The organism is Tardiphaga sp. 172_B4_N1_3, assembly GCF_052076035.1.
Lineage (GTDB): Bacteria > Pseudomonadota > Alphaproteobacteria > Rhizobiales > Xanthobacteraceae > Tardiphaga > Tardiphaga robiniae.
Genome location: NZ_CP197238.1, coordinates 338,812 through 355,738, shown reverse-complemented (window position 1 = coordinate 355,738; position 16,927 = coordinate 338,812). Strand labels below are relative to the sequence as shown.

The 16,927-nt window shown below is 60.9% G+C and carries 15 protein-coding genes; 4 read left to right on the top strand and 11 right to left on the bottom strand.

The annotated features are described in order from the left end of the window. Nucleotides 1–6 precede the first annotated feature (6 nt). The 3 genes from AB7783_RS01630 to AB7783_RS01620 form a co-directional block, all read right to left on the bottom strand. Entirely contained in the window at nucleotides 7–987 is a 981-nt protein-coding gene (locus AB7783_RS01630; protein ID WP_441276621.1) for an aldo/keto reductase, read from the bottom strand. A gap of 32 nt (nucleotides 988–1,019) precedes the next feature. Further along, nucleotides 1,020–1,871 carry an SDR family NAD(P)-dependent oxidoreductase gene (locus tag AB7783_RS01625; RefSeq protein ID WP_441276620.1) on the bottom strand — a complete coding sequence of 284 codons (852 nt, stop codon included), beginning with the start codon at nucleotides 1,869–1,871 and terminating at the stop codon, nucleotides 1,020–1,022. 107 nt (nucleotides 1,872–1,978) lie between these two features. Continuing rightward, on the bottom strand, nucleotides 1,979–3,055 hold the full coding sequence (locus AB7783_RS01620) for a substrate-binding domain-containing protein (RefSeq protein ID WP_441276619.1): 1,077 nt from the start codon (nucleotides 3,053–3,055) through the stop codon (nucleotides 1,979–1,981). A 129-nt stretch (nucleotides 3,056–3,184) separates the two neighbouring features. On the opposite strand from AB7783_RS01620, the gene AB7783_RS01615 reads away from it, so the two are divergent. The 3 genes from AB7783_RS01615 (at nucleotide 3,185) to AB7783_RS01605 (ending at nucleotide 7,126) form a co-directional block, all read left to right on the top strand. Then, nucleotides 3,185–4,669, top strand: coding sequence for an aldehyde dehydrogenase family protein (locus tag AB7783_RS01615; protein WP_441276618.1), 1,485 nt, complete (start codon nucleotides 3,185–3,187; stop codon nucleotides 4,667–4,669). Between the two features lie 97 nt (nucleotides 4,670–4,766). Next, complete coding sequence (locus tag AB7783_RS01610) at nucleotides 4,767–5,480, top strand: glutamine amidotransferase (protein WP_441276617.1); 714 nt, start codon at nucleotides 4,767–4,769, stop codon at nucleotides 5,478–5,480. Nucleotides 5,481–5,632: 152 nt separating this feature from the next. Beyond that, a complete protein-coding gene (locus AB7783_RS01605; protein WP_441276616.1) occupies nucleotides 5,633–7,126 on the top strand; it encodes an aldehyde dehydrogenase family protein in 1,494 nt (497 codons plus the stop codon). A gap of 69 nt (nucleotides 7,127–7,195) precedes the next feature. Here the strand turns inward: AB7783_RS01605 and AB7783_RS01600 are convergent, their stop codons facing one another. The 3 genes from AB7783_RS01600 to AB7783_RS01590 all read right to left on the bottom strand — a co-directional run bounded on the left by AB7783_RS01600 (nucleotide 7,196) and on the right by AB7783_RS01590 (nucleotide 11,006). Continuing rightward, a complete protein-coding gene (locus AB7783_RS01600) occupies nucleotides 7,196–8,713 on the bottom strand; it encodes an acyl-CoA synthetase (RefSeq protein WP_120288827.1) in 1,518 nt (505 codons plus the stop codon). Nucleotides 8,714–8,796: 83 nt separating this feature from the next. Continuing rightward, on the bottom strand, nucleotides 8,797–9,993 hold the full coding sequence (locus tag AB7783_RS01595; RefSeq protein ID WP_441276615.1) for an ABC transporter substrate-binding protein: 1,197 nt from the start codon (nucleotides 9,991–9,993) through the stop codon (nucleotides 8,797–8,799). A gap of 38 nt (nucleotides 9,994–10,031) precedes the next feature. Next, a complete protein-coding gene (locus AB7783_RS01590; RefSeq protein WP_089268011.1) occupies nucleotides 10,032–11,006 on the bottom strand; it encodes an NAD(P)H-dependent flavin oxidoreductase in 975 nt (324 codons plus the stop codon). Between the two features lie 95 nt (nucleotides 11,007–11,101). Here AB7783_RS01590 and AB7783_RS01585 point away from each other — a divergent pair, with 95 nt between their 5' ends. Further along, entirely contained in the window at nucleotides 11,102–11,992 is an 891-nt protein-coding gene (locus AB7783_RS01585) for a LysR family transcriptional regulator (protein ID WP_092149293.1), read from the top strand. Here the strand turns inward: AB7783_RS01585 and hydA are convergent. From hydA to AB7783_RS01560, 5 genes are read right to left on the bottom strand one after another with little or no spacing between them, the layout of a single operon-like run. Then, nucleotides 11,978–13,402, bottom strand: a complete 1,425-nt coding sequence (gene hydA, locus AB7783_RS01580) for a dihydropyrimidinase (RefSeq protein WP_441276614.1) — start codon at nucleotides 13,400–13,402, stop codon at nucleotides 11,978–11,980. The two genes, AB7783_RS01585 and hydA, sit on opposite strands and share 15 nt — an antisense overlap. Before the next feature lie 48 nt (nucleotides 13,403–13,450). Next, complete coding sequence (locus AB7783_RS01575) at nucleotides 13,451–14,176, bottom strand: maleate cis-trans isomerase family protein (RefSeq protein WP_068737385.1); 726 nt, start codon at nucleotides 14,174–14,176, stop codon at nucleotides 13,451–13,453. Continuing rightward, nucleotides 14,173–14,961, bottom strand: a complete 789-nt coding sequence (locus AB7783_RS01570; RefSeq protein ID WP_441276613.1) for an ABC transporter ATP-binding protein — start codon at nucleotides 14,959–14,961, stop codon at nucleotides 14,173–14,175. The genes AB7783_RS01575 and AB7783_RS01570 overlap by 4 nt, the downstream gene beginning before the upstream one ends. Before the next feature lie 3 nt (nucleotides 14,962–14,964). Continuing rightward, complete coding sequence (locus tag AB7783_RS01565; protein WP_441231861.1) at nucleotides 14,965–15,780, bottom strand: ABC transporter permease; 816 nt, start codon at nucleotides 15,778–15,780, stop codon at nucleotides 14,965–14,967. A gap of 8 nt (nucleotides 15,781–15,788) precedes the next feature. Further along, on the bottom strand, nucleotides 15,789–16,793 hold the full coding sequence (locus AB7783_RS01560; RefSeq protein ID WP_441276612.1) for an ABC transporter substrate-binding protein: 1,005 nt from the start codon (nucleotides 16,791–16,793) through the stop codon (nucleotides 15,789–15,791). Nucleotides 16,794–16,927: the final 134 nt, after the last annotated feature.

Genomic DNA, 16,927 nt, shown 5'->3' with positions numbered 1-16,927 from the left:
CTGCTGCTAGCCGAATCCCGCCACCGCATGCGGTACATACGGCGCTTCGAGCGAGGCGATCTCCTCACTCGTCAGCTTCAACGACAGCGCCGCCACCGCATCGGTCAGATGCGCCGGCTTCGATGCACCGATGATCGGTGAGGTGATGCCTTTTTTCTGCAGCAGCCAGGCCATCGCGACCTGCGCCTGCGGAACGCCGCGCGCCTTGGCGACCGCGGCCACCTGATCGACGATCTTGCGATCGGACTCCTCGGACTGCACATAGAGCGTCTTGCCGAATTCATCGGTATTTTGACGCTCGCTGGTCTCGTCCCAGGCCCGCGTCAGGCGCCCGCGCGCCAGCGGGCTCCACGGCATGACAGCGATCTTCTGGTCCGCGCAGAGCGGCAGCATCTCGCGCTCTTCCTCGCGGTTCAGCAGATTGACATGATTCTGCATGCTGACAAATTCAGTCCAGCCGTTCAGCCGCGACGTATACAGCGCCTTGGAGAATTGCCACGCATACATGCTGGACGCACCGATATAGCGGACCTTGCCGGCTTTCACGACATCGTGCAGCGCCTCCAGCGTCTCCTCGATGGGCGTATTCTTGTCGAGGCGATGGATCTGGTAGAGATCGATAAAGTCGGTGCCGAGCCGGCGCAGGCTGTGGTCGACTTCCGTCATGATCGCCTTGCGCGACAGGCCCATGCCGTTCGGGCCCTTGCGCATGCGGTTGTAAACCTTGGTCGCCAGCACCACATCGTCACGGCGCGTGAAGTCCTTCAGCGCGCGACCGACGATCTCTTCCGAGGTGCCATCCGAATAGACATTCGCCGTGTCGAAGAAATTGATGCCGAGCTCAATCGCCTGCTTGATCAGCGGCCGGCTCTTGTCCTCGTCCAGCGTCCATGCATGCGCGCCGCGATCGGAGATGCCATAGGTCATGCACCCCAGACACAGGCGCGAGACATCCAGACCGGTATTTCCAAATTTGACGTAGTCCACGGCGTTTCTCCCTTGTCGTTCTATTTGGTTTTCTATTTGCGTTTCACGAAGTCTGCGAAGGCATCGGCATAATCGGGGTGCCAGCGCGACAGCGCCGGTCTGTTCTCGACGACGTCGCCGATGGCCCACAACATGCGGCGCGCGTCGAGCGCGCGCGGCACATCGTTGTCTGGGCAGAGAATGTAGAAGTCGCTGGCTTCGAGCCGTTGCATCATGAAGTCCACGGTCTGCTCGGCTGTCCACGCTGCATCCGGCTTCTCGCTGCGCCCGCCAGCTGCGAGCGGCGTGAAGACAAAGCCGGGGATCAGCAGATGTGCGGAGACCTGACATCCCTCGGTGTTGCGCAGCTCGTGCGCCAGCGCTTCGGTATAGGCTTTCACGCCGGCCTTGGAGACATTGTAGGCGGGATTGCCGGGCGGCGTTGTGATGCCCTGCTTGGAGCCCGTATTGATGATCAGGCCCGGCCGCTTGCGCGCGATCATGTCCACAGCGAAGGCCTGACAACCATTGACGATGCCCCACAGATTGACGCCGAGCAACCGCTCCCAATTCTCGCGCGGACCGAGCGCCGAGGTCGGCAGCTGAATGCCGGCATTGTTCATCAGCACATCGCAGCCGCCGAAACGGGCCTGCACATCGGCCGCGAGTCTGGTCATCGCGCCGACGTCACTGACATCGACAGCGGCCGTCATCACATCGTCGCGCCCGCCGCGCGCCACACCGGCGATCTTGCCAGCCGCCTCAGCCAAACGATCCTCGCCAAGATCCACGATGCAGATGCGCATTCCCAAGCGCGCAAACGCCGTCGCTGCGGCCAAGCCGATGCCAGACGCACCTCCAGTAACGACGGCAACAGAACCTGCGGACAGAGCGGGATGGGACATGGTGTTCTCCAGAACTGGGAGGTTTGCGCAAATGCGTATAGCATCAACGCGCGCCTTGGCATCTCACAACAGCGCTAACGCATGGACAGGCGTCCGTTCGCGCATGGCTACGACTTCTTCCCGTGAAACACCTCGTTCACGGTCTTGATCGCGCCGGTGTCCGACGCGGCATAGCCAGGCAGCTTGACCAGCCCGTCATGAAACTCTGCGCTGCGCAGCAATGCGAGGATATGCTTCATCGGCTCCTGGTCGAGCAGCGTCTCGCGGCAAACGAAATAGTAATCCTCGGTCAGCAACCGCACGAAATCCAGCCCGAATTGCCGCGCCGCAGCCTCGACGCCGAAGGCGACGTCGGCCATGTCGCTAGCGACATAAGCGGCAACGGCCGCATGGGTGAACTCCACCTGCTGATAACCGTTGATCTGCTCGGGATCGATCTTGTGTTGACGAAGCAACTGATCGAACAGCAGCCCCGTGCCGGAATCCTGATCGCGATTGACGAAGCGGATCGCGGGATTGATCAGCGCTTCCATCGATGTGATGCGCAGCGGATTGCCGGGCTTCACCATGAGGCCCATTTCGCGGGTCGCGAAACCGACGACGCGATGGACGCGGTTGTCGACCCACTCCTTGCAGGCATTGACGCTGCGCTTGCGCAATTCGCCGCGCGGCAGATGCACGCCGGCGAGATCGCAGGTGTTATGCGCCAGCGACACCAGCGAGGTCTGGTTGCTGACATAGCGCAGATCGATGCCCGTGCCCGCCGTGGTGTTCAGCATCTCGCGCAATTTCGACACGGCAAAACCGTGACTGGCATGAACGCGGATGACCGCAGGATGGTTGGGCAGCAGCTCCTTGAGTTCGGTCGCCAGTTCCTGCGCCAGATTGTCGAGCTGCGGTCCGAGCCGCGTTTCCAGCCGTTCGCCGGCCCAGACCAGTTTCTCGCCAAATGCCGTCAGCTTGGTGCCCTTGCCCTTGCTCCGCTCGACCACCGGCACGCCGAAGAAGGCCGACCAGTCATTCACCAGGCTCCACGCATGGCGGTAGGACAGCTGGTTGCGGCTGGCCGCGAGCGTCAGCTTGCCGGTTTCGTTGATGTCCTTGAGAAAGCCGAGCATCACCGATGTCGGCTGGCGCGAACCCGGCTTGCGGAATCGCCAGATGGTTTCGATATCGATGCGCATCGTGCTTCCTATCGCCCTGCCACCTATGTTCGCGATTGCATATGTGCCGCCGCGCCGTGACTCACGTTCTCATATTTACTGTCGATGCCCCTCCTGATCCGATCGTCGAAACATCGGGAGGTATACACTATGCCAGAGATCTCACATGCCGATCTTGCCATTTCTGCATCGTCGAAACTGACGCGCAAACGGCTCCTCATCGACGGCCAGCAGGTCGAGCCGTTGTCCGGCCGATATTTCGATGTCCTCAATCCCGCGACGGGCGAGATCATCGCCGTCGTCGCCGAAGCCGACGCCAGCGATATCGATCGTGCGGTCCGCGCGGCGCGCAGGGCGCTCGAGGGTCCGTGGGGCCGCATGCGCGCGGCCGATCGCGGACTCGTGCTGCAGCGTTTCGCACAACTGCTGGAAGATCACGCGCAGGAACTGATCGCGCTGGAAAGTCTCGACACCGGCAAGCCGCTCGCCGCCGTGCAGCGCCAGGACCTGCCTGCCGCCATCGACACGCTGCGCTACTATGCGGGCTGGGCCGACAAGATCAACGGACAGGTGATCCCGGCGCGCCATGACGCGCTGACCTATACGGTGCGCGAACCGATCGGCGTCGTCGGCGCCATCGTGCCGTGGAATTTCCCGCTGATGATCGGAATGTGGAAGATCGCGCCGGCGCTGGCCTGCGGCTGCACCGTGGTGCTGAAGCCTGCGGAGATCACGCCGCTGTCGGCGCTGCGGATCGGTGAACTGGCACTGGAAGCGGGCCTGCCGCCCGGCACGCTGAATATCGTGCCGGGATTTGGCAAGACCGCCGGCCGCGCCATGGTCGATCACCCCGACATCGACAAGATCACCTTCACGGGATCGCCGACCGTCGGCCGCGAAATCCTCGCCGGCGCCGCCGGCAATCTGAAACGCGTCACGCTCGAACTCGGGGGCAAATCGGCCAATGTGATCTTCGACGACGCGGACCTGGATTCCGCCACTAAGGCCGCCGCTTCCGGCATCTTCTTCAATTCCGGCCAGGTCTGCTCGGCCGGTTCGCGCATTCTCGCGCATGCGTCGGTCTATGACGAGGTCGTGGAGCGCATGACGACCCGCGCCAAGGCCATCCGCGTCGGCGATCCCGCGCTGTGCGGTACGACAATGGGACCTATCGTCTCCGAACTGCAGATGAAGCGGGTGCTGGAATATGTCGATATCGGCACCAAGGAAGGCGCGACTGTGACGACCGGCGGCACCCGGATCGGCGACCGCGGCTATTTCGTCGCGCCTACGGTATTCGCCAATGTCGACCACGAAATGCGTGTCTCGCAGGAGGAGATCTTCGGCCCGGTCGTCAGCATTGTCCGGTTCTTCGACGAGGCCGACGCCATCAGTAAGGCCAATGGCACGAAATACAGCCTTGCGGCCGGCGTCTGGAGCTCGGACATCGGCCGCGTGCAGCGCTTCGCCAAACAGGTGAAAGCCGGCACCGTGTGGATCAACACCTATGGCTATACGGATGTCCGGCTCCCCTGGGGCGGCTCGCGCGATTCCGGCTTCGGCCGCGAACATGGCGATGCGGCGCTGGAGAACTTTACCGAGCCCAAGGCCGTCTGGATGAATCTCAACGTCTGAGGCACCCAGCGCATCCGTGCGTCGCGCAATTGGTTGTTGATCGTTATATTCTTATGGATATAACGATTGCCGGTCAATTGCGCGTGAGCCCTTTTTCATGAACCGTCACCGGCGTTCTGCCGTCGCCCTGCGTCATGTCGCTTTCGAGGACCTGGGCCTGCTGTCGTCGGTACTGGATCGTGAGGGATGGGACGTCTCGTTCTGCGATGCCGCCATCGACGATGTGTCGCACCGCTCCATCGTGGATGCCGATCTGCTGATCGTTCTGGGCGGCCCCATCGGCGTCTATGAGGCCGACGCCTACCCGTTCCTGACACGTGAGATCGCGCTGCTGGAACGGCGTCTCGCGCAGGAGCGCCCGACGCTCGGCATCTGCCTTGGCGCACAATTGATGGCCCGCGCGCTCGGCGCCCGCGTTTATGCCGGCGGCATCAAGGAGATCGGCTGGGGCCAGGTATCCCCGACCAAGCAGGGCGCGGCCTCATGCCTCGCGCCGCTGGCAGAGGATGGCGCCAGCGTTCTGCATTGGCATGGCGACACCTTCGATCTGCCGGAGGGTGCCATCCGTCTGGCTTCGAACGATGCCTATGACAATCAGGCCTTTGCCTATGGTCGCCATGCACTGGCGCTGCAGTTCCATCTCGAAGCCGATCCACGGCAGCTCGAGGAATGGTATGTCGGTCACGCGGTCGAACTGGCCGCCGCCGGCATTCCCATCGCGCAACTGCGTTCAAGCACCGCTGCCGTCGCCAACCGACTGCCAGTTCAGGCCGATCGCATTTTCACGCGCTGGATCCACGAGATCAGTTGAACGATTCCAAGCATCAATTCACGATCATGAATTGGTCGCGAAGACCTCCCATGCAAGTCGTTTGAGGTTCCGCGCCTTTACCCGTTTCGCGAAAACGATATATTTCGCGCGCTACAACGGCACTTCAAACAAACGTCCGGGAGGATCACATTATGGGCTTGATGCAGCCAATCTCTGCCACCGCGCACCCTTACGCGAACGGCTCCTACAAGCAGATGCTGATCGACGGCAAATGGCAGGACGCCCAATCCGGCAAGAAGTTCGAGACGCATAATCCGGCCACCGGCGAACTGCTCGCCACCGTCGCCGAAGGCGATGCTGGGGATATCGACCTTGCGGTCGCCGCAGCACGCCGCGCCTTCGAAGGCCCGTGGAGCAAGGCCAAGCCCTACGAGCGCCAGGCGCTGCTGCTGAAATTCGCCGAGCTCGTCGAGAAGCATTTTGACGAACTCGCTTTGCTCGATACGCTCGACATGGGCGCGCCTGTCATGCGCACCTTCGCGGGCAAGCAGCGCATCCTCGGCATGCTGCGCTTCTATGCCGGCCAGGCCACGCTGATCTATGGCGAGACCATCGAGAACTCGCTCCCAGGCGAGATCTTCTCCTACACGCTGAAGGAGCCCGTCGGCGTCGTCGGCGCGATCATTCCGTGGAACTCGCCGCTGTCAGCCAGCATCTGGAAGATCGGCCCTGCCATCGCCACCGGCTGCACCATCGTGCTGAAGCCGGCGGAAGAAGCCCCGCTGACCTCGCTACGCCTCGGTGAGCTGGCCTTGGAAGCCGGCTTCCCAGCGGGCGTCATCAACGTCGTGCCAGGCTATGGCGAAACCGCCGGCGCCGCGCTGGCCTCGCATATGGACGTCAACAAGGTCGCTTTCACCGGTTCCCACTTCACCGGCCAGTCGATCATCCGCGCCTCGGCCGGCAACCTCAAGCGCGTGTCGCTCGAGCTCGGCGGCAAGTCGCCGAACATCGTGTTCTCGGATGCCGACCTCGATGCCGCCGTCCCCGGTGCTGCCATGGCAGTGTTCGCGAATTCAGGCCAGATCTGCAGCGCCGGTACGCGTTTGTTCGTCGAAAAGAAGATCTATGACGAATTCGTTGGCCGCGTCGCCGAATTCGCCAAGAAGCTGAAGGTCGGCAACGGTGCCAACCCCGACACCCAGCTCGGGCCATTGGTCTCCAAGGAACAGCTCGACCGCGTCACCGGCTATCTCACCACCGGAAGCGGCGAAGGCGCCAAGGCGCTGTCCGGCGGTGGCCGCCTGATGGATGGCGAACTGTCGAAGGGCTTCTTCGTGCAGCCGACCGTGTTCGCCAACGTCCAGGACAGCATGAAGATCGCGCAGGAAGAGATCTTCGGGCCGGTGATTTCGGCGATCTCCTTCACCGACATGGACGAACTGGTGCAGCGCGCCAACAACACCACCTTCGGCCTCGGCAGCGGCGTCTGGACCAGGGATGTCAGCAAGGCGCATCGCCTCGCGAAGTCCCTGCAGGCCGGCTCGGTCTGGATCAATTGCTATCAGGCGATGGATCCTGCCGTGCCGTTTGGCGGCTACAAGATGAGTGGCTACGGACGCGAGTCCGGCGTGCACCACATCGACGAATATCTCAACATCAAGGCGGTCTGGATCAACACCTGACGCGCCGTGATCGCATGAAGAAAGGCGCCGAGCGACGAGCTCGGCGCCTTTCTGCTGCATCATTAGCGATCAAGTCACCGGAGCCGATCCATACTGATCCCGCAGCTTGCGCTTGAAGATCTTGCCGGTCGATTCACGCGGCAGCGCATCATGGAAATGGATTTCCTTCGGCACTTTGAAGTTGGCGAGCTTCTGCTTAAGCCAGGCCTGGATCTCCGGCACGGTGAGCGTCACGCCGCTTTCGAGTTCGACGCAGCCCACCAGCCGTTCGCCGAACTCGTCATCAGGCACACCGAACACCGCGCAGTCGCGCACGCCGTCCATGCCGATCAGCGTGTTCTCGATCTCGGCGGGATAGATGTTGACGCCGCCGGAGATGACCATGTCGCGCTTGCGATCACACATGAAGAGATAGCCGTCCTCGTCGAGATAGCCGACGTCACCGACGCTGATCAGGCCCTCACGGCCGGCTTCGGCCCGTGCGTCGGGGCGGCCCTGATAGTTGAAATCCGGCACCGAGGTCTGCCGCATAAAGATTTCACCGGGCACATTGACCGGACATTCCTTGCCGTCCACATCGAAGATCTTGACCACGCCCCCCTCGATGGTGCGGCCGACCGTGCCCGGCTTCCTCAGCGCCTCCTCCGACGAATGCCAGATCGGCACCCCGGTTTCGGTGGAGCCGAGATATTCGTTGATCACCGGTCCCCACCACGCAATCATCGCCTGCTTCACATGGATCGGGCACGGCGCTGCGCCATGGATGATGAAGCGCAGCGACGACAGGTCGTAGCGCGACTTCACCTCGTCCGGCAGACGCAGCAGCCGCACGAACATAGTCGGCACCATATGCATGTTGGTGATGCGGTGCTTCTCGGTGAGCTGCAGCAGATCCTCTGGATCGAAACGCGGTTCGAGCACGATCGTGCTGCCATGACGGAATGCCATCAGCCCGTAGGAGCTTGGCGCCGAGTGATACATCGGCCCGTTCATCAGGATGATCTGATCCTCGTTCGGCTTCAGCCCATAGGCGATGCCGCCGACGCGCTCGGATGCCGCAGCCTGTTCCGGCGTCATGGCCGCGCGGGTCACGCCCTTGGGACGGCCCGTGGTGCCCGACGTGTAGAACATGGTCAGCGCGCGCTTCGGCGCGTTCTCCACCGGCGCATGCAACTCGCGCCAGACATCGAAGTCCGTGGCGCCTGCAGGCACCTCGGTCGCAGCTTCGGCAACACCATAGGCGACTGCGATCTCCGGCGGCGTGCGGACGATCAGGATCGGAAATCCCGCCGGCAAATTATCTTTGATCTGCGGCAAAAGATCAGCGTGGCAGACCAGCAGCTTCGCGCCACTGTCAGCAAGAACATAGCTGACCTCTTCACCTTTCAGATGCCAGTTGATCGGGACCACGCGCGCGCCGAGCGCACCTGCGCCGAACGCAGTCTCGAACAGCGCGAAATCGTTGCGCAGCATCATGCCGACCGGCGCATCGGCGCCTGCGCCGAGGCTCTTGAACCCGGTCGCCACCTTGGCGATGCGCTGCATGATGTCCGGATAGCTGATCGCCCGGTCGCCGCTGATAATCATTGTCCGCCCTTATATTGTTCTTGAATCGATCGAAGCCATCGCTGGCTTCGATCCTTGTTCTGTCGATGTGATGGTACAGATGCTCACTGGTCGTCGAGCAATTCGCCGAAGCCTTCCCAGTTCTTGCCGTTGAAACGGCGCAGCCGCAGTTGCTGGAACGAAAGATAATCATCCTTGTCGGTATTGACCGTGACGCCCGACAGCAACAGCGGCAGCTTGACGTTCTTCATCGACGTCGCCTGACGCAGGATATTCTCCCGGCTGACGTCATCGCCGCACGCTTTCAGGATATGCGTGATGAGATGCGCATTCAGGAAGCCGGTCGCATAATTGGTGTTGCGCGGATCGGCTGACGGCAGGCTCTCTTTCATGAAAGCGAAATAGGCCTTCACGTCCTCGTCGTTGGCCCATGACGCGTCGTTGATGTCTTTCTGATAACTCGACGTGATCAGGCCAGTGGCGTTATCCAGACCTGCCGGCTCCAGAAAGGTGATCGACGAGGCGGACGTGGGGACGAACATCAGGTCCGGCTTCCAGCCGATTTCCGCAACGCCCTTGATCATCTGCGACGAGAATTTGCCAACCACCGCGCCAAACAGCACATTCGCGCCGGACGACTTGAGCGCCGCAAGCTGCGACGAGATCGTCGGCGCACTGGTCTCATAGGTCGCTTCGGATACGATCATACTGGCGGCCTTGTCGCCCAGCGCACGTTTAAAGCCAGCCACATAGTCTTTGCCGAGATCGTCGTTCTGCGCGAGAATGGCGATCTTGGCATCCGGCTTGGTCTTCAACACGTGCTTGGCGTAGACAACGCCTTCCGATTCATAGGCGGCCATGCCCGGCATGGTCCACGGAAAACCTTTCGGATCCGCCCATTTGGTCGCGCCTGATAGCACGAACAGCTGCGGGATTTTCTTGCTGTTCAAATAGCGATGCACCGCGTTGTTGGTCGCGGTGCCGAGCGTCCCGAACATCATCAGAACCTCATCCTGCTCCACCAGTTTGCGGGTCTGCTCCACGGTCTTCGGCGGCGAATAGGCGTCATCGAGACTGATGAACTTGATCTTGCGCCCGTTGATGCCGCCTTCGGCGTTGAGCTTGGTAAAATAGGCTTCCTGCGCGCGGCCGATCACGCCGAAGCCCGAGAGCGGACCGCTATAGGGAAGCGTCTGCCCGATCTTGATCTCTTCCTTGCTGTTGGCCGCAGCTTGCGTCGGCGCATTCACGCAGACGGCAAAAGCGAACAGCCAAAGCGTCCTCAGCATGACTGATGTCATGATTGTCTTCTCCCCGTTATATTTTTATCGGGCCGCGCTTATGCGCGTGCCCGTCTCGCAAAGTCTCCGGTCGCTTCCGCATATTCGCGCTTCAGGCGATCCACGAGTTCTGCCACCGGGGGAGCATCAACGATCTGGCCGATACCCTGGCCGCAACCCCAGATGTCCTTCCAGGCCTTGACCTTCATGTTACCGCCGGAGCCGAAGTTCATCTTGGTCTTGTCAGCCACCGGAAGATTGTCGGGATCGAGGCCGGCGGCTGCGATGGACGGGCCGAGATAGTTGCCGTGAATACCGGTGAACAGGTTGGTGTAGACCGTGTCATGCGCGGCGAATTCGGTCAGCGCCTTCTTGTAGGCCGGGTCGGCATTAGCTTCTTCGGTCGCAATGAAGCGCGTGCCCATATAAGCGAGGTCTGCGCCGAGCGCGAGCGCCGACGCAATCCCGTAACCGTCGGAGATTGCACCAGATACCAGCACAGTCCCCTTGAACCACTGCTTCACTTCGCGCACCAGCGCAAAGGGCGACAGCGTGCCGGCATGGCCACCCGCACCGGCGCAGACCAGGATCAGTCCATCGACGCCCTGCTCGGCTGCCTTGCGCGCATGCTTGACGTTGATAACGTCATGAAACACGACGCCGCCATAGGAATGCGCGGCCTCGACGATCTCCGAGGGCGGGCGCAACGAGGTGATGATGATCGGAACCTTGTGCTTCACACAGGTTTCCATGTCCTTCATCAACCGGTCGTTGGACGCGTGGCAGATCTGGTTCACCGCATAGGGCGCGACCTTCTTGCCGGGATTCTTCGCTTTGTATTCGCCGAGCTCATCCTCGATGCGCGTCAGCCACTGATCGAGCACTTCCACCGGCCGCGCATTCAGCGCTGGAAACGAACCGACGATACCGGCCTTGCATTGCGCAATGACGAGTTCAGGACCGGAGACGATGAACAGCGGGGAACCGAGCACAGGCAGCTCGAGGGTGCCATCGAGAGCTTTGGGGAGCGACATAAGCGTTTCCTTATATTTTTATAATCGAACTATAGGGGTTGACCGCCCGCGCGTGTTGTTCGAATTTGAACAATAAGCCATCCGGATTTGATCACATGGACTGGGATCTTTGTCGCACCTTCAATGCCGTGGTCGACGCCGGAAGCTATCTCGGCGCGTCCAGGCAGTTGCGCACCAGCCACCCGACCGTCAGCCGCGAGGTCGCGGCGCTGGAGAAGCAACTTGGCACCAAGCTGTTCGTGCGCTCCGACGAAGGGCTGGTGCTGACGGCGCGTGGCCGGCGCTTTCATGAGAGCACCAAAGCGATGGCCGAGGCCGCGCTGAAAGCGGAAGCCGCCGCCGGCGCGTCGGGCCAGAGCGCACGCGGCGTGGTCAAGGTGTCCATCGGGCCGACGCTCGCGAATTTCTGGCTGATGCCGCATATCGGCGCCTTCATCCGCCAGCATCCGCATGTCGAGATCCAGCTGGTGACGCATCCCTTCCCGGTCAGCGTGCGCAAGCGCGAGGCCGACATCGTGCTGCGGCTGTATCAGACCGGCGACGAAAATCTCACCGGGCGGAAAATTGCCAAGCTCGGCGTTGGCTTCTACGCCTCGCGCGATTACGCAGCGCGATGCCCGCTGCCCGAACAGCGGGCCGCTTGGAAGGACCACACTGTCATCGGCTTCGCCGACAAATCGTCGAATTCCGAACTCGGACGCTGGAGCGACCACATTACCAAGGACGCCACCGTCGCCATCCGCTGCTCGTCGCAGGCCGACATGCTCGCAGCGGTCCGCGCAGGGATCGGCATCTGCGTGCTGTCATGCATCGTCGGCGACGCCCATCCGGATCTAGTCCGCGTCGCACCGCAGAAGCTGGCCAGCCTCTCAGACATCTGGCTGCTGGCCCATCCGGACCTCGTCGATCAGCCGTCGGTGCGCGCCGTGCTGGAATTCATCACGGCCTGCGCGCGCGACGATCGTGCGCTGTTACGCGGCCGATGATGTCGCGCCCTTGCCGGGAAATGGCGCCGCACGGCTGACATAGCGTCCCTCGCCTTTTCCGCCGACGAGCTTGCCGTCGCGCGTCACGAATTTCCCGCGCAGCATCGTCGCCACCGGCCAGCCCGTAATCTCCAAACCTTCATAAGGTGTGTAATCGGCGCCGTGATGCAGGTTCGCCTGGGTGAGCATTGCTTGGCGCTTCGGATCCCACAGCGCGATATCGGCATCGTAGCCGATGGCGATGGAGCCCTTGCCGGTGAGGCCATAGGTCTTCGCATGATTGGTCGATGTCAGCGCCACGAACTGGTTGAGCGTGATGCGGCCCTTGCTGACACCTTCCGAGAACAGGATCGGAAGCCGCGTCTCAACACCGGGAATGCCATTCGGAATCCAGCGGAAGCTGGTACGCGCGTTGGCTGGTTGCTTACCCTGCACGTCGTCATAGCGAAACGGGCAATGATCCGACGAGAACAGTGTGAATACGCCCTGCTGTAGACCTTCCCAGCACGCCTGCTGGCTGGCGAGATCGCGCGGTGGCGGCGAGCAGACATATTTCGCGCCCTCCATACCCAGATCTTTCAGGTCTTCTTCGGTCAGCACCAGATATTGCGGACAGGTCTCGCCATGGATCGTCAACCCGCGCATCTGAGCGCGGCGGATCTCTTCCATGGACTCCCGATTGGAGACATGAACCACTACCATCGACACATCGACCAGTTCCGCCAGCGAGATAGCCCGGTGCGTGGCCTCGCGCTCAACGACGATAGGCCGCGACTTGGCGTGAAAATACGGGCCGACATTGCCGTCGCGTTCGAGCCTGTCGACCAGAAAGCGGATGGCGTCGTAATTCTCCGCATGAACCTGAACCAGTGCACCGGATTCACGCGCCACGGCCAGTACCTGCAGGATCTGCAGATCGCTCAGCGCGAGGTCTTCATAGGTCATGAAGACCTTGAGCGAAGTGTAGCCATCGGCGATCAAGGCTGGCAGCTCCTGCCCGAGTACCGCTTCACTGGGATCGGCGATGATCAGGTGGAAGGAATGATCGATATGGCAATTCTGATCGGCAAGCGTGTGATAATTCTTCAACGCCTCGCGGATCGGTTGGCCCTTCGCCTGCAGACAGTAAGGCATCACGAAAGTGTTGCCGCCGAAGGCTGCGGCGCGCGTGGCGCTTTCGAAATCGTCGGCCATCACGATGCCGGGGCCAGATGGTTGCGCAATATGAACGTGGCTGTCGATACCGCCGGGCAGCACCAGCAGACCGGTTGCATCGACCGTCTCGTTCGCGTCGGTCAGCGCTTCGCCGATGGCAACGATGCGGCCGTTCCTGATGCCGACATCGGCTTTATAGGTTTCGCTCGCGGTTGCAATGGTGCCATGACGAATGACGGTATCGAAAGCGGTCATGAGCAAAACCTCATCAATTCAGCAACGCAGGTTGCATACAGACAAATACTAGACTTGCTGAAACAGCGATCCCCATTGGGTGACGCGTTTGGTATCGACGCCAGCCATCTTCAGGCATTTCCAGACCACCGTGGCAATGGTGTCGTAGACCGGAATGCCCGTCTCCCTTTCCAGTTTCGCCGCGGATGGTGCAACTCTCAAATTGGTGCAGATGATCGTGATAGCGTCTGGCTTTTCCTTGGCCACGTCCCGCGTCATATCCTCAAGTTGCACAACGGGCACTTCGGAGAACGAGAAGTTATCCTGCAAGCCGAGATGGCGTTCACCCTGGCACGCAAACCCCAGCTTTTCATAATTCTCCAGAATCTTGGCCTGAACGTCGTCCAGATATGGCGTCACGTACCCCAGACGCTTCACCTTTTGATGTTCAAGAATCTCATTGAGAGCCAACATCGACGTCGTCGCAGGAATCCCGGTTGCTGCGGTGATCTGCTCACACAGGCGGACATCCGCCTCAAAGCCGAGCCAGCCAGAGGATGTTCCATTCCAGCCGATGACATCGACCTTCGCATGAGCCAGCAATTCTGCGGCCCGCAGGATTTCCGAATTGTCGAATTGGGCGAGCGCCTTGTTCGACAGCGCGATCTCCGTGACCTTGAAACGCGAGAAATGCGCCGAGACTTCGGGCAATTCGCCAAGCATAGCAGTCGTGATCGGCTCCAGCGCCGTGTTCGACGAAGGCGTCAGCATTCCGAGAAGCACACGTTTGGTCATGAATGATCCAGAGTTTCGAGGGAGGTTTTTTCCCGTTCCGATCGAAGCAGATCGAGAACGTGACGTTTGATTTCATTGAACTGCGGACTGGTGATGTCGCGTGGCCGCGGCAGATCGAGCGGGATGATTTCGCGGATGCGGCCAGGACGTGCGCTCATCACGGCAACATGCGTGCCCAGCGTCAGTGCTTCGTCGATACCGTGCGTCACGAAAACGATCGTGCCCTGGTGTTCCTGCCAGATCCGGACGAGTTCATTCTGCATATCCATCCGGGTCTGCTCATCGAGCGCGCCGAACGGCTCATCCATCAGGATGACCTGCGGATTCATCAGCAATGCACGGGCGATGCCGACGCGCTGATTCATGCCGCCTGACAGTTCGGACGGATAATGATTTTCAAATCCCGTGAGCCCGACCATGTCGATATAGCGCTGTGCTGTTTCGCGGCGCACGGCCTTCTGGCCACCGCGCAGCAGCAGGTGGAAGCCGACATTCTCCCAGACCGGGAGCCACGGCATCAGGTTGGCCTGCTGAAACACCACGCCGCGCTCCGAACCGGGCGCCGTGATCAATTGACCATCGACGGTGACGGTGCCGGATGACGGCTTCTCGAAGCCTGCGATCATATTGAGAAGCGTGGACTTGCCGCATCCGCTGGGGCCGAGCAGACAGAGAAACTGATTCTTCTCCACCTTGATATTTATGTGGTCGAGAGCCGTGACATCGGCCTTGCGTTTCGCGTCCTTGAAGATTTTGGAGACACCGGAGATTTCGATCGTCGCCATGACCTAGCTCTCTCCGCTCTGGATCGTCGTGTTGCGCTGCCAGTGCAGCACGCGCGCCATCACGAGACGGATGCCGAAGTCGCTGAGAAAACCGAGCAGACCGATACTGGCCATCGCAGCCAGCACAAGGTCGTAGCGCAGGAAATAATAGGAATCCCACAGCACATAGCCGAGACCGCTTTTCACAGCGACCATCTCCGCCGTCACCGTCAGCATCCAGGCCGAGCCGATGCCGATCCGCAGACCGGCAAAGATGCTGGGCAGCGCGGCCGGCAGCACGATGAAGCGCAGCAGTTGGCGATTGCCGCCGCCGACCATCGCGCCGGCGCGGATCAGATTGCGATCGCAGGTCTTCACGCCGTGAATCGTATTGAGCAGGATCGGAAAAAACGCACCGAGGAACACCAGGAAAATCGCCGGCTTGTTGGCGATGCCGAACCAGATGATGGCAAGCGGAATCCACGACACCGGCGGGATCGGCCGCAGCGTCTGCAGCGTCGGCTCGATGATCACCTCGACAGTGCGGGACCATCCGATGGCGACTCCGATCGACACGGCCAGCGCCGTGGCGATGGCGAAACCCGCAAGAACGCGCGACAGGCTGGCGAGCATGTCGAACAGCCAGTTGCCGCTATAGGTCTGGGTATTGCCATCGGTGCCGAACACCCAATCCGCCCAGGCCCACGCCACGGTCGACGGGGCCGGCAGCAGTGCTGCTGGCAGCGCACCCGATCGGGAAAACGCTTCCCAGCCGGCGAGGATCAGGACCGGCACGATATACCGATCCAGTCGTCTGAACATTGCGAGAGCCCGGAGCATGACCAGGCTCAGTAGCCGAGTTCGGATTTCGGCTTGCCCGTGGCGGCCTCCAGGAAGCGGTAGTCCATGTTCTTCTCGACAGCCGCCGAAACGTCGGAATTGATGTATTTCAGGTCGCGCATCATCGCCGCGATGGCGAGCGCCGATGCGCGGTACATCTTCGGATCCGGATCGAGGTTTTCGACAGCGCCTGTGGCGATGGCCTTGTCGAGGCCGGTGATCTTGGAGATCACTTCGATTAGGGCACCCTTGTCCGCCGCGACGAATTCATCGACTTTCACAACCGCACGCACGGTCTCTTCGAGCTGCTTCGGTTTGTCCTTGACGACATCCGACCGCGTCAGAATCAGGTTGGTGAGCTTTCCCGCAGCCTGATCGTAGGGAAGGCCGAACATCTTGGCGGCCTTGGCCTGAAGGATCTGGGTGGCGAAGGGCTCCACGGTGCAGATCAGCTCGATTTCGCCGCGACGCAGCGCCTGAAGGTGATCGGAGGGATTGGGAATGTTGACGAACTGCACATCCTTGTTGATGTCGATGCCCTGCTTGGCAAAGGCGCCGCGCATATGAATGTCCTGCGCGTTGCCGCGGGACGCCGCGACGCGGAATGGCTTTCCCGCTGTCTTGTAGTCAGCGATGACTTTCTTGAGCGAAGCCCAGTCATTCGGAACGATCGACAGATCATTACCGACCAACATTGCCGAACCGCCATTGACCTGCCCGGAGATGGCGACCACGTCGAAACCCTTGTCGAGTGCGATCGCATAATGAAGATAGGTCACCTGGGCGACGTCGATGTTCTTCGAGACAAGCGCAGTCAGCGCATCCGTGCCTGTGTTAAATCCAACCGCATCGATCTGAACGCCCTTGGCGTATTGCGGGGTGAGCGACATCGGTGTGCAATGCGCACATTTCGCATAGCCGAGCTTGATCACCGACTCGGACTGGGCCATCGCGGCCGGGGCAATCGATGCCAAACAAAGCGTAATCAGAATGCCGAGCAGATTTTTCTTCATCGTCGCAATCTCCGGAGCGGGTGGCGGTGAATTCACGATACGTCCACACTCAGCAAGCCCCATGCCAATCCGGATACGATATACAATCACAAAATTATCTAGTAATATCAATTACTATGAATTATCATTATCTC